Annotated in this window: 12 protein-coding genes; 6 read left to right on the top strand and 6 right to left on the bottom strand. The window is 72.2% G+C overall.

Annotated elements, in window-relative coordinates:
• The first annotated feature begins 21 nt into the window (after positions 1-21).
• The 5 genes from HWD99_RS17310 (at position 22) to HWD99_RS17290 (ending at position 3,695) form a co-directional block, all read left to right on the top strand.
• Positions 22-942, top strand: a complete 921-nt coding sequence (locus HWD99_RS17310) for an endonuclease domain-containing protein (RefSeq protein WP_241797436.1) — start codon at positions 22-24, stop codon at positions 940-942.
• Between the two features lie 306 nt (positions 943-1,248).
• Positions 1,249-1,458 carry a methyltransferase gene (locus HWD99_RS17305; protein WP_241797435.1) on the top strand — a complete coding sequence of 70 codons (210 nt, stop codon included), beginning with the start codon at positions 1,249-1,251 and terminating at the stop codon, positions 1,456-1,458.
• 67 nt (positions 1,459-1,525) lie between these two features.
• Positions 1,526-2,791, top strand: a complete 1,266-nt coding sequence (gene glp, locus HWD99_RS17300; protein ID WP_241797434.1) for a gephyrin-like molybdotransferase Glp — start codon at positions 1,526-1,528, stop codon at positions 2,789-2,791.
• Positions 2,788-3,414 carry a molybdenum cofactor guanylyltransferase gene (locus tag HWD99_RS17295; RefSeq protein ID WP_241797433.1) on the top strand — a complete coding sequence of 209 codons (627 nt, stop codon included), beginning with the start codon at positions 2,788-2,790 and terminating at the stop codon, positions 3,412-3,414. Before glp ends, HWD99_RS17295 begins: the two co-directional genes overlap by 4 nt.
• On the top strand, positions 3,411-3,695 hold the full coding sequence (locus tag HWD99_RS17290; RefSeq protein ID WP_241797432.1) for a DUF6457 domain-containing protein: 285 nt from the start codon (positions 3,411-3,413) through the stop codon (positions 3,693-3,695). The genes HWD99_RS17295 and HWD99_RS17290 overlap by 4 nt, the downstream gene beginning before the upstream one ends.
• Before the next feature lie 80 nt (positions 3,696-3,775).
• Here HWD99_RS17290 and pheA read toward each other — a convergent pair whose 3' ends face one another.
• Positions 3,776-4,726 (bottom strand): prephenate dehydratase, encoded by a 951-nt coding sequence (pheA, locus tag HWD99_RS17285; protein ID WP_241797431.1) that lies wholly within the window; start codon positions 4,724-4,726, stop codon positions 3,776-3,778.
• 62 nt (positions 4,727-4,788) lie between these two features.
• Here pheA and pgm point away from each other — a divergent pair, with 62 nt between their 5' ends.
• On the top strand, positions 4,789-6,432 hold the full coding sequence (pgm, locus tag HWD99_RS17280; RefSeq protein ID WP_241797430.1) for a phosphoglucomutase (alpha-D-glucose-1,6-bisphosphate-dependent): 1,644 nt from the start codon (positions 4,789-4,791) through the stop codon (positions 6,430-6,432).
• Between the two features lie 152 nt (positions 6,433-6,584).
• Here pgm and HWD99_RS17275 read toward each other — a convergent pair whose 3' ends face one another.
• The 5 genes from HWD99_RS17275 to HWD99_RS17255 all read right to left on the bottom strand — a co-directional run bounded on the left by HWD99_RS17275 (position 6,585) and on the right by HWD99_RS17255 (position 11,842).
• Positions 6,585-7,685 carry a glycerate kinase gene (locus tag HWD99_RS17275; protein ID WP_241797429.1) on the bottom strand — a complete coding sequence of 367 codons (1,101 nt, stop codon included), beginning with the start codon at positions 7,683-7,685 and terminating at the stop codon, positions 6,585-6,587.
• Positions 7,682-8,740, bottom strand: coding sequence for a LacI family DNA-binding transcriptional regulator (locus tag HWD99_RS17270; RefSeq protein WP_241797428.1), 1,059 nt, complete (start codon positions 8,738-8,740; stop codon positions 7,682-7,684). Before HWD99_RS17270 ends, HWD99_RS17275 begins: the two co-directional genes overlap by 4 nt.
• Positions 8,741-8,823: 83 nt before the next feature.
• The gene (locus HWD99_RS17265) at positions 8,824-9,621 is read right to left on the bottom strand and encodes a sugar phosphate isomerase/epimerase (protein ID WP_241797427.1); all 798 of its coding nucleotides are present in this window, start codon (positions 9,619-9,621) and stop codon (positions 8,824-8,826) included.
• A gap of 149 nt (positions 9,622-9,770) precedes the next feature.
• The gene (locus HWD99_RS17260; protein WP_241797426.1) at positions 9,771-10,658 is read right to left on the bottom strand and encodes a sugar phosphate isomerase/epimerase; all 888 of its coding nucleotides are present in this window, start codon (positions 10,656-10,658) and stop codon (positions 9,771-9,773) included.
• The gene (locus HWD99_RS17255; RefSeq protein WP_241797425.1) at positions 10,655-11,842 is read right to left on the bottom strand and encodes a dihydrodipicolinate synthase family protein; all 1,188 of its coding nucleotides are present in this window, start codon (positions 11,840-11,842) and stop codon (positions 10,655-10,657) included. The genes HWD99_RS17260 and HWD99_RS17255 overlap by 4 nt, the downstream gene beginning before the upstream one ends.
• Between the last annotated feature and the right edge of the window lies 1 nt (position 11,843).

The following is an 11,843-nucleotide window of genomic DNA, read 5'->3' as shown; positions in this document are numbered from 1 at the left end:
GCGGTGGTCGAGCCTGAGCCGATGCGACATCGGATCCCACTACCCGACGAACTCGGACATCACTTCACGCTTCGACAGGCTGAGGCCGCGGGGATAGGCCGGCATCGCGCCTCGGCCCGCGACCTCGAGCGCCCGTTCCACGGCGTGCGATCGATCACGGCGCCCGCGACTCCGCTGCAACGAGTCGCGGCTCTCGCTCCCCGGCTCCGCCAGGGGCAGCTCATCGGCGGCGAGACGGCGATGAGAATGTGGGGGTGTCCGCACCCGGGACTCTGGGACATCGACGATCCGCTCATCGTCGTGGTCACGACGGGCTCGGCGCGTATCCGAAGTCGCGGGATCATTGGCCGCCGACTGGCGGACGGAAGAGCACGCACATGGCACATCGGCGATATCCCGATCGTCGATCCGGTGACGGCGCTGTTCATGTGCGCCGGAGCACTCAGCAGCGACGAGATCGTCGTCGCGATCGACGCTCTCATCACCGCATCCGACAACTATCCCGGGCTGCGGACCGGACGTCCTCGCCTGACAGTGACCGACATCGAGCACCATCTCCGGCTCTGGGGTCGATTTCCGGGAAGCCGACGGGTCCGCGATGCGCTTCCCCGAGCGCGCGATGGAGTCGAATCTCCCAAAGAGACGGAAACGCGACTCCTCATCGTGGATGGAGGGTTTCCCGAACCAGAGGTGCAGTACGAGATCCGCGAGGGCGGGCGTCTCGTGGCGAGGACCGACCTGGCGTACCCCGACCTCAGGATCACGATCGAGTACGAGGGCGACGGTCACCGCACGAGCCGCACCCAGTGGCGTCGGGACATTCAACGACAGAGGGAGCTCGAGGACCTCGGATGGATCGTGATCCGAGTGACCCAGCTCGACCTGGCCGAGCGCGGGCGGTCGCTTCTGGACCGCATTCGCCGTGCGATCGCATCCCGCTGATGCTCCGCCCGGAGTCACCGCGCCCTCGGCGGCCCCTCTCCGCCGACGATCGCCCGCCCCGCAGCTGGGCGGGGTCAAAACCGCGCCGCGACACGATGCGGGGTCAAAGTCGCACCGGAAACGCGGATATCGGGCGCGATTTTGACCCGCCCCAGCACGGGCGCCGCGCGGGGCACCGCAGGGGCGCCGCAGGGGGGACAGGAGGGCGAGCGGGAGAGGATGAAGGGGATGAGACAGGCCCGGATCAAGGGCTGGTATTCCGGTGCGCCTGGGCGTAGCGTCACGAGCAACGGAAGGGGTTCGATGATGAGCACGACCAAGACCCTGGCCCTCTGGGTGGCGTACGGGACGAACGGGGTCGTCGGCAGCATCCGACACGATGACGAGGGATACACCGTCGTCATGGCCGGATCCGATGCCGCGACGGGCACCTATCCGACCCTCGAGTCGGCGAAGGGTGCGCTGCACTCGCACATGACGCCGGGCAGCGCCTGGCCGATGTTCCGCGAGCACTGACACAGACGGGGAGCGCAGGGGGTGCAACGGTCGCGGGCCGTGTCCGCGACCGTCGTACGCTGACTCCATGCCCCTCGCGCACTCCGATGCCCCTCCCGCACTGGTGACGGTCGAGGAGCATCTCGCGACGCTGCTCGCGACCGTGGCCCCACTCGCGGGCGAGAGCGTCCGGGTCAGGGACGCCGCCGGGCGCACGCTCGCCGCGCCGGTGCTCGCCCGCGTGGACGTGCCGCTGTTCGACAACTCCGCGATGGACGGATACGCCGTGCGCCACCCCGACGTCGCGGCGGCGACCGCCGAGCATCCGATCGAGCTGCGGGTGATCGCCGACCTGCCTGCCGGCTCGACCGCGCAGCCCGAGCTCACCCCCGGCGACGCCGTCAGGATCATGACGGGCGCCCCGGTTCCGCCCACGGCCACCGCCGTGGTGCCGTTCGAGCACACACGGGACGGGTTGCAGAGCATCGAGGCGCCCGCAGTGGTCACCGCAGCACCCGCCCGGGAGGGCGCGAACATCCGCCGGCGTGGCGAGGAGCTGCGAGCGGGCAGCGAGATCGCTCCGGCCGGCTCCGTCGTCGGCCCTCTGCAGATGACCGCGTGCGCTGTGGTCGGGGTCGACAGCATCCTCGTCCGCCGCCGCCCCCGCGTCGCGGTGATCTCGACGGGCAGCGAACTCGCCCCGTCCCGCGGCGAGTTCGCCCCTGGCCAGATCCCCGAGTCGAACTCGGTACTGCTCGCGTCGCTGTGCGTCGAGGCGGGAGCCGAGATCGTCTCGGTCGACACGGTGACGGACGACGACGCCGCCCTCTCGGCCCTGCTCGACCGCGCGATCACGGATGCCCGCGCCGATGTCGTCGTCACCTCGGGCGGAGTCAGCGCGGGGGCTCACGAGGTGGTCAAGAACGTGCTCCGCGATCGCATCGCGTTCGTCGCCGTGGCGATGCAGCCCGGCAGGCCGCAGGCGTTCGGCCGCATCGACGACGCCCTGGTCTTCGGCCTGCCCGGCAACCCGGCGAGCGTCGCGGTGGCGTTCGAGGCGTTCGTGCGGCCGGCGCTCCTCGCGCTGCAGGGGCGTTCCGACCTGCGGCGTCCGACGCTGCGGATGCCGGCCGGGGCCGGGTGGCGCAGCCCGCTCGGGCGTACGCAGTACGTGCCGGTGACCCTCGATCGCTCCGTTCCTGCGGCGTGGACGGTGCGCCCGGCCGCGGCCGACGGGTCGTCGGGCTCGCACCTGGCCGCGGGCCTCGCCCGGGCGGATGCCTACGCGGTCGTGCCGGCAGAGGTGGCCGGCATCGCGCCCGGGGACCTCGTCGACGTGATGCTGCTGTCGTGACCTCGTCGACCGGGACCGCGGCGATCGTCCTCGCAGGAGGACGGGCATCGCGCCTGGGCGGCGCCGCGAAGCCGTTGCTCGAGGTCGGCGGGCGCACGCTTCTCGATCACGTGGTCGCCGCGGTCGCGGACTGCGACCCGGTGATCGTGGTCGGCCCGCGGATGCCGGTCAGCGGAGTCGTGGTCTGGACGCAGGAGACCCCGCCGTTCGGCGGCCCGGTCGCGGCGATCGCCGCGGGGCTCGCGCGCCTCGACACGGCCGAGGTCTACGTGCTCGCGGCCGATGTGCCGCACGCCGACGCGGCGGTCGCGCTGCTGCGCCGGCATCCGCTCTCCGCCGACGAAGACGGCATCTGCCTGACGGACAGCTCTGGCCGGATGCAGTGGCTGACCGCCCGCTACCGCGTCGGCCCCCTGCGTGCTGCGGTGCAGGCCCTCCCCGACGCGGGCCGGGATGCCTCGGCACGGTCGCTGCTCGGCGGGCTGACGCTCACCACGGTGGACGCGGGTGGGCTGGCAGCCGACATCGACACGTGGGACGATCTGGAACGAGCCCGCGCACGCATGAGCGACGCCACACGCGCACCCCGGCGTGCCGGCACTCTCGACGAGGAGACGACATGACCGACACCCCGACGCACCTTCCGGTCGAGGCACTCGACGACTGGACCACGGCCGTCTGCGAGGCCCTGGACATCGACCGCGAGTCGGTCGATGTCGCCCTGCTGTTGAACCTCGCCCGTGACGTCGCGCACGGCGTCGCCCGCCCCGCCGCACCGCTCAGCGCCTACCTCGCAGGCCTCGCGGCCGGTCGCGCCGGGGGCACCCGCGAAGACACGGCAGCGGCGGTCTCAGCGATCACCGGGCTCGCCGTGACCTGGCGCGCATCCGAGACGGACTCCTGACGCCCTCTCCGTGGCTGCCTCCCCGATGTGATCCGGAAGTGATCGAGGACTGATCGAGAAGAACGGCCGTGGGAGCCTCGTCAGGCCTCGGGCTCGCCGCTCAGGATGCCCCGCAGCCAGTCGCGCGCCTCGACGAACACGTCGTCGTCGTAGCGCTCGGGGTACTGCACGATCTGCCGGTCTGCGCGGGGGTACGACCCGAGGAAGACCACGCGCGGGCTGAAGCGGCGGATGCCGAGCAGGGCGTCGGCCATGCGCTCGTGCTCGATGTGCCCGTCGGCGTCGATCACGAACCGGTACCGCCCGAGCTCGTCGCCGATCGGCCGCGACTGGATGAGCGACAGGTTGATGCCGCGGGTCGAGAACTGCTCGAGCATCTCGAGCAGCGAACCGGGGTGGTCGTTCGGCAGCTCGACGATCAGCGAGGTCTTGTCGGCCCCGGTCGGCGCCGGTGCGGTGGTGGTGCGGGTGACGAGCACGAAGCGGGTGACCGCCTGCGCGTTGTCGCCGATGCCCTCGGCCAGCACGTCGACGTCGAGGTGCTTCACGACGCCGGGGGCCGCGATCGCCGCCTGCGCGGGCAGCGATCCGTCGAGCACGCCGATCGCCGAGGCGACGTTGCTCGCCGCCGGCACGTGCGAGTGCGTCGGCAGGTTCGCGCCGAGCCAGCCGTGGCACTGCGCGTAGGCCACCGGGTGCGCCGCGATGATCTTCACGTCGTCCAGCGTGGTCCCGCGGGGCGCGACGAGCACGAAGTTCACGGGCACGAGGTACTCGCCGACGATGCGCAGACCGGGCAGGGTGGCCAGAGCATCCTGTGTGGTCGAGACGCCGCCCTCGATCGAGTTCTCGATCGCGATCATGGCCGCGTCGCTGCGCCCCTCGAGCACGTCGGCGAGCGCTTCGCCGACGTTGTGCACCGCACGGCGGTCCTGACCGCGCGCGTCGGCGACCTGGTCGAGCGCCGCCTCGGTGAAGGTGCCGGCAGGGCCGAGATAGCTGTAGGTGCGGCGTTCAGTCACGCGTTTCACCTTAGGGCACCTGCGAGGCGATAGAAGATGCGCGGATGCCGAGATGGGGGCAGACTGTGTGCATGACGAGCCGTGCCGGCCTTCCCGCCGAAGAATCCGATCTGATCGATGTCGACGAGCTGATCGCCGCCTACTACGACCGCGTCCCGAACCCCGATGTCGCCGCCGAGCGCGTCGCGTTCGGCACGAGCGGCCACCGGGGCTCCTCGCTCTCGAACAGCTTCAACGAGAACCACATCCTGGCCACCACCCAGGCGATCGTCGACTACCGCGCGGGCCAGGGCATCACCGGTCCGCTGTTCCTCGGCCGCGACACCCACGCCCTGTCGCTGCCGGCCGAGCGCAGCGCCATCGAGGTGCTGGTCGCGAACGGCGTCGACGTGCGCGTGGACTCGCGCGACTCGTGGGTGCCGACGCCCGCGCTCAGCCACGCGATCCTCACCTTCAACCGCGAGCTCGCGGCGGATGCTCCGGGCCGCGCCGACGGCATCGTCGTCACCCCGTCGCACAACCCGCCGCGCGACGGCGGGTTCAAGTACAACCCCCCGCACGGCGGCCCTGCCGACACCGACGCGACCGGCTGGATCGCCGACCGCGCCAACGAGCTCATCGCCGGCGGCCTCGAGGGAGTGAAGCGCGAGCGCTTCGCCGACGTCGACTGGGATGCGATCCCCGGCTACGACTTCCGCGACGCCTATGTGCGCGACCTCGCCACCATCATCGACATCGACGCGATCCGCGAGGCGGGCGTCCGCATCGGGGCGGACCCGCTCGGCGGCGCATCCGTCGAGTACTGGGCGCTCATCAAAGAGGTCTACGACCTCGACCTGACCGTCGTGAACCCCGAGGTCGACCCGACGTGGCGCTTCATGACGCTCGACTGGGACGAGAAGATCCGCATGGATCCGTCCTCCCCCTCGGCGATGGCATCGCTGGTCGCCAAGAAGGGCGACTACGACGTGCTCACCGGCAACGACGCGGATGCCGATCGCCACGGCATCGTCACCCCCGACGCCGGGCTGATGAACCCGAACCACTATCTCGCTGTCGCGATCGACTATCTGTTCTCGCACCGTGCGGAGTGGCCGCGCGACGCCGCGATCGGCAAGACGCTCGTGTCGTCGATGATCATCGACCGTGTCGCCGAGTCGCTCGGACGCCGACTGCTCGAGGTCCCCGTCGGCTTCAAGTGGTTCGTGCCCGGACTGCTCGACGGCTCGGTCGCCTTCGGCGGCGAGGAGTCGGCCGGTGCGTCGTTCCTCCGCAAGGACGGCACGGTCTGGTCGACCGACAAGGACGGCATCCTGCTGTGCCTGCTCGCGGCCGAGATCATCGCCGTGACCGGCAAGAGCCCGTCGGAGCGGTACGCCGAGCTGGAGCAGGCGTTCGGCGCCTCGGCCTATCAGCGCGTCGACGCCCCGGCGACGCCCGCGCAGAAGGCCACGCTCGGCAAGCTGGCGCCCGATGCGGTGTCGGCCACGACCCTCGCCGGCGAGGAGATCACGGCCAAGCTGTCGCACGCCCCCGGCAACGGTGCGGCGATCGGCGGCCTCAAGGTGCAGACCGAGCACGCCTGGTTCGCGGCCCGCCCCTCGGGCACGGAAGACGTCTACAAGCTGTACGCCGAGAGCCTGCGCGGCCCGGAGCACCTCGCCGAGGTGCAGGCCGAGGCCCGCGCCGTCGTGTCGGCAGCCCTCGGCGGCTGAGCCCATCACCCGCCGCTCTCTGCCCGCGCCGCTCTCTCTGCCCCCGGCACCGCCCCGTGCCGGGGGCAGAGATGCGTGCGGGGTCGAAAGAGCGCCCGAATCAGCGTTCTCCGGCGCGCTTCTGACCCCGCTCGCGTGAGCGGGTGCGCCGGTCACACGGACCGGGCGAGCGAGGCGCCGGCGTCGCGCAGCCAGCGCGCGGGCTCGGCCAGAGCGGCAGCCGACGATCCGGCGAGGTCGGTGAGCGAGGCGGATGCCGCGAACAGCGTCGTGTCGGAGTCGGCCGTGATGCGACCGGCGGCCAGCACGGCGGTCACCTGTGCGGACGCCGCGATGCCGGCGATGAACGACGGCACCTTGCCGTCGCCGGACTGCCCGTCGTACGAGCCCTCCCCGGTGACGACGACCTCGGCCTCGGCGATCGCGTCGGCGAGGCCGATGAGCTCTGCCACCTCGGCGGCGCCGGGGGCGAGCGTCGCCCCCCACACGACCAGCGCTCCTCCGGTGCCTCCCGCTGCCCCGGTGCCGGGGAGCGTCGCATCGAGGGAGAGCAGGTCGGCGAGGTGCGCGAGCGCGGCATCGACCGGGGCGATGTCGTCGGCGACGAGCCCCTTCTGTGGACCGAACACCGCCGCGGCCCCGCGCGGTCCGACGAGCGGATTCGTGACGTCGGTGAGCACGCGCACGTCGGGGGCGGCGCGCAGGGCGGTCAGGTCGACCGTCGCGATGTCGGCGAGGCCGCGAGCGCCCCGGGCGACCGGCGCCCCGGCGGCGTCGAGGAAGCGGGCCCCCAGGGCGGACAGCATCCCCGTGCCGCCGTCCGTCGACGCGCTCGATCCGATGCCGACCACGAGACGGGAGACGCCGTGGTCGAGGGCCGCGGCGATCGCCTGGCCGAATCCGGCGGTGTCGGCGTCCCATGGCCGCAGCTCGTCGAGCAGCTCGATGCCCGAGGTCGAGGCCAGGTCGACGACCGCGGTGCCCTCGGGGCTCTCGGCCGTCGACGGCAGCAGCAGCCAGCTCGTCTCGATCGGCACCCCCGCGGGCCCGTCGACGACGACCGGCATCCGACGGGCACCGGGCACCGCTGCCGCGAACGCCGCGACAGTGCCCTCACCGCCGTCGGCCATCGGCCGGTGTACGAAGGTCGCAGAGGGATCGACCGACGCCCAGCCCTCGGCGAGGGACACCGCGGCGTCGGCCGCGGTGATCGTGCCCTTGAAGCTGTCGGGGGCGAGGACGACCCGGGTCATGGGGTGACGCCCGGCGTGCTCGCGCGGACGATCACCTCGAGCGGCAGCACCGCCTGCTGCCAGTCGGCGTCGACCGTCGCACGGAACGCCTGATAGCCGACCTCGCTCAGCGGCACCCGCACGGTCGTGAGAGCCGGGGTCACGTCGCTGCTCGAGGGGACGTCATCGAAACCGCACACCGCGATGTCGGTGCCGACCTCGCGCCCGGCCTCACGGATCGCCGCCATGGCGCCGATCGCGACCACGTCGCTCATCCCGAACACGAGCGTGCCCGGTTCGACGCCGTCGGCGAGCGCGGCCGACATCGCCTGCGCGCCCGACTCGCGACGGAAGTCGCCGCGGATCACGCGCTCGACGGTGCCGCCCTCGGACTCGAATCCGGCGCGGAACCCGACCAGACGCTCGTCGGAGGTCAGCACGCCCTCGGCCGCGGCGATCGCCAGGGCCGAGCGGTAGCCGAGCCCCGCCATGCGACGCCCGAGCGCCTCGGCGCCCGCCCGGTTGTCGATCTCGACGTGGCGGTTCTCGGCGCTGCCGGCGCCGAACGTGACGACCTGCCCGCCGAATCGGGCGTACTCGGCCAGTTCGCGCGTGGTGTCGGAGTCGGTCGGCTGTGCCGTGCGCGATGCCGCGAGGATCAGTCCCTGCGGTCGCTGTCCGCGCAGCGCCCGCACGATGCGCGCCTCGCGCACCGGGTCGCGCTCGGTGATCGCGATCGTGACCACGAGGCCCTGCTCGTCGGCGCCCCGCGCCACACCCGCGGCGATGAGCCCGAAGTACGGGTCGGCGATGTCGGCGACCAGCAGGGCGATCACCGGCGAGGTGCCCCGGGCGGTCGCCTGGGCCGAGACGTTGGCCGTGTAGCCGAGCTCGGCTGCCGCCTGCTCGACGCGCTCGCGGAAGGATTCGGCGACCTTGCGCTCGGACCCGTTGAGGACCCGGGATGCCGTCGCGAGCGAGACCCCCGCCTCACGGGCGACGTCGTGCAGGGTCGGGGCGGCGCCTCGCGCGTGACGCGGCTGACGCACGCGGGAAGGGCTTTCCGGCTGGCTCATGCCCTGAGCATACTGCGGTGTGACGCCCCGACGAGGGAGCGTGGCGGCGTCGCGCACCGTCTGCGTCCGACGAGCATCGCGGGCTACGCCGACAGGTACGCGCGGAGCGCCGCAGCCTCGCCCCGCAGCAGGGCCGGGTCGTCGCCGGGCACGAACTCGAGCAGCGCATCGCGCACGCCCCCCGTCGCGGCGCCGCGTGCTCCGGGGGCTCCTGAGCCCGTCGACGACCCCAGCGCCTCGGCGAAGAAGCGCGTCCACAGCGCATCCCTCGCCCGCAGGGGAAGCCGCTCCTGCGCCGGCCACCACGAGAAGACGTGCGCCGCGCTGGTGTGGGCGGCGAGCGCCCGGTATTCGGCGAGGACCGCCTCGACGCTCGCGCCGACGGTCGGCTGCCAATAGGTGCTCAGTGCCGGACTGTCGACCTCGGCGAGAAGTCGGAGGGTGGTGGGTGCCGTGTCGGCGAGCGTGCCGGAATGGAACTCGAGGGCGAGGCCGATGCCGCGCGCATCCGCCTCGGCCGCCGCGTCGCGCAGCCGGGCGACGATCTCGCCCCACTGCTCCGGCGACGCCTCGGCCGAGCCTCGGTGTCCCGCCCAGATGCGCACCCGGTCGACCCCCAGCGCCTCGGCGCTGTCGAGGATGGGGGTCAGAGACTCTTCCGCCCCGGCGCGGAAGTACGAGCCGTACGAGCAGGAGGTCAGTCCGGCATCCGCGGTCTCGGTGGCGATCTGCGCCGCCCGCTCGATGTCGCCGGCGGGGACGTGCACGTCGGCCCCCCATTCGATCACGTCGAGCTCGGCCTCGGCCGCGAGCCCGATGACCTCCTCGGCCTCGAGCGAGCGGAAGGTCACCGAGCAGAGTCCGGGTCGGATCTTCGTCATGGGGTCATCCTCTCAGGGGCGCGGCGGAGTCTCACGGGTCGACCGATATCTCAGCGCCGCCGACACGGGGCGCGCCGTCGCGGGTGCGTGCCGACACGGGGCGTGCCGACACCGGGGCCGCGGACACGCGGCCCCGGTGTCTGCGCGGGTCAGCGTCCGACGACCCCGACCTCTGCACCCAGGTGCGGCGAGACCGCGGCCCCGAAGGTCTCGGCCGTGCGCCGCACGACGTTCTCGGGGGCATCCGCCCAGATGTCGGCGTTGAAGATCTCGACCTCGATGTCGCGGTCGTACCCGGTGTCGATCACGGCGCGGGTGAGCGAGCCGAAGTCGATCACGCCGTCTCCGGTGTAGTGCCTCGACAGCAGCACGTCGGCGGCGAGCGGGGTCTTCCAGTCGCACACCTGATAGGTCGCGATGCGGCCCTCGCGGCCGGCGCGGGCGATCTGGTCGAGCACCTGCGGATCCCACCAGATGTGGAACGTGTCGACGGCCGCGCCGACCACCTCCGGCTCGAAGTCCGCGGCGATGTCGAGCGCCTGGCCCAGGGTCGAGACCACGGCCCGGTCGGATGCGTACATCGGATGCAGCGGCTCGATCGCCAGCGTCACGCCCGCCGCCTTCGCGTCGGTCGCGAGCACGCCGATCGCGTCGCGCACACGCTCACGCGCGCCGATCAGGTCGCGGGAACCGGCGGGCAGGCCACCGGCGACGAGCACGAGCACGGCGGTCGATCCCTCGGCTCCCGCGGCGGCGAGCGTCGCGGTCTCCTCGATCGCACGGCGGTTGTCGTCGAGTGCGGCCACGCGCTCGGGCCCCTCGGGCAGGGTGAAGAAGCCGCCACGACAGTGCGTCGTGAAGCGCAGGCCGGAGTCGGCGAGCATGCGCGCGGCGACGTCGAGCCCGACCTCGTTCACGGGCTCGCGCCACAGACCGATCGCCTGGATGCCGGCATCGGCCGTCACCCGCAGCGCGGTCGCGAGGTCGGCGTGCTTGATGGTCGCCTGATTGATCGACAGGCGCGGATCCACGGTCATGCGTACACCCTCCCTGAATCGACGCCGTTCAGGCGCAGCATCCCGTGCCAGCGGTCGCGCGCGAGCTCGGGGTTCTCCAGCGCCAGCGAGGCGTTCGCGAGCTCGACGATGCGGCTCAGGTGCGGAAGGCTCCGCGCCGAGTGCAGACCGCCGACCATCTGGAATGCGGGCTGGTGCCCGTTGAGCCAGGCCAGGAACGCGACGCCCGTCTTGTAGTAGAAGGTCGGAGCCGCGAACACCTGACGGCTGAGCTCTTCGGTCGGACCGAGGATCTCGAGGTACCGCGACGGGTCGCCGGCATCCAGCGCCTGGATCGCCGCGGACGCCACGGGGGTGATCGCCGCGAACGCGCCGAGCAGCGCGTCGGAGTGGCCGTCGCCCTGACCCACCGTGTCGCCGCCGATGAGTCCGACGTAGTTGAAGTCGTCGCCCGTGAACATGCGCACACCCTCGGGGAGTCGCTCGCGCACCGAGATCTCCGACTCGGCATTCAGCAGGCTCATCTTCACGCCCGCGACCCTGTCGGGGTTCTCGGCGATGACGTCGAGCAGCACGGCGGATGCGGTCTGCCAGTCATCCGCTCCGAAGTAGCCGGCGAGTTCGGGGTCGAAGGCCGTGCCCAGCCAGTGCAGCACCACCGGCACGGTGGCTGACGAGAGCACCTCGCGGTAGACCCGGCGGTAGTCGTCGGCGCCCGTCGCGACCCGCGCGAGGTGGCGGGAGGCCATGAGCACGGGGCCCGCCCCCTGCTCCTCGGTGAAGTGCAGCTGCTCCTTGTAGGCATCGATCACCTGGTCGAGCGAGATGTGCGACTCGGCGATGTGATCGGTGTTGACACCGACCACGACCGACCCGCCCTCTTCACGGGCGACCTCGGCGCTGCGGGCGATGAGCTCGCGGGTGGCCGCGGCATCCAGACCCATGTTGCGCTGAGCGGTGTCCATGGCGTCGGCGACGCCGAGACCCCACGAGTAGACGTTGCGTCGGAACGCGAGCGTCGAATCCCAGTCGATGTCGGCCGGCTGGCCGGGGGTGTTGTCGGCGTGCACCTTCGGCACGACGTGGGCGGCGGCGTAGGCGACACGGCTCTGCAGCGGCGCGGACGGACGGGTGTACCCGCCGCCCTCGCGCAGCTCGGCATCCGTCACCGCGCCTGCGGCGTCGAGAAGTCGGAGAGTGGTCATG

The organism is Microbacterium sp. C5A9 (genome assembly GCF_022627955.1).
In the GTDB taxonomy this organism is placed as follows: Bacteria; Actinomycetota; Actinomycetes; order Actinomycetales; family Microbacteriaceae; genus Microbacterium.
The sequence above is the reverse complement of the archived record's forward strand: the minus strand, read 5'-3'. Positions and strand labels throughout refer to the sequence as shown.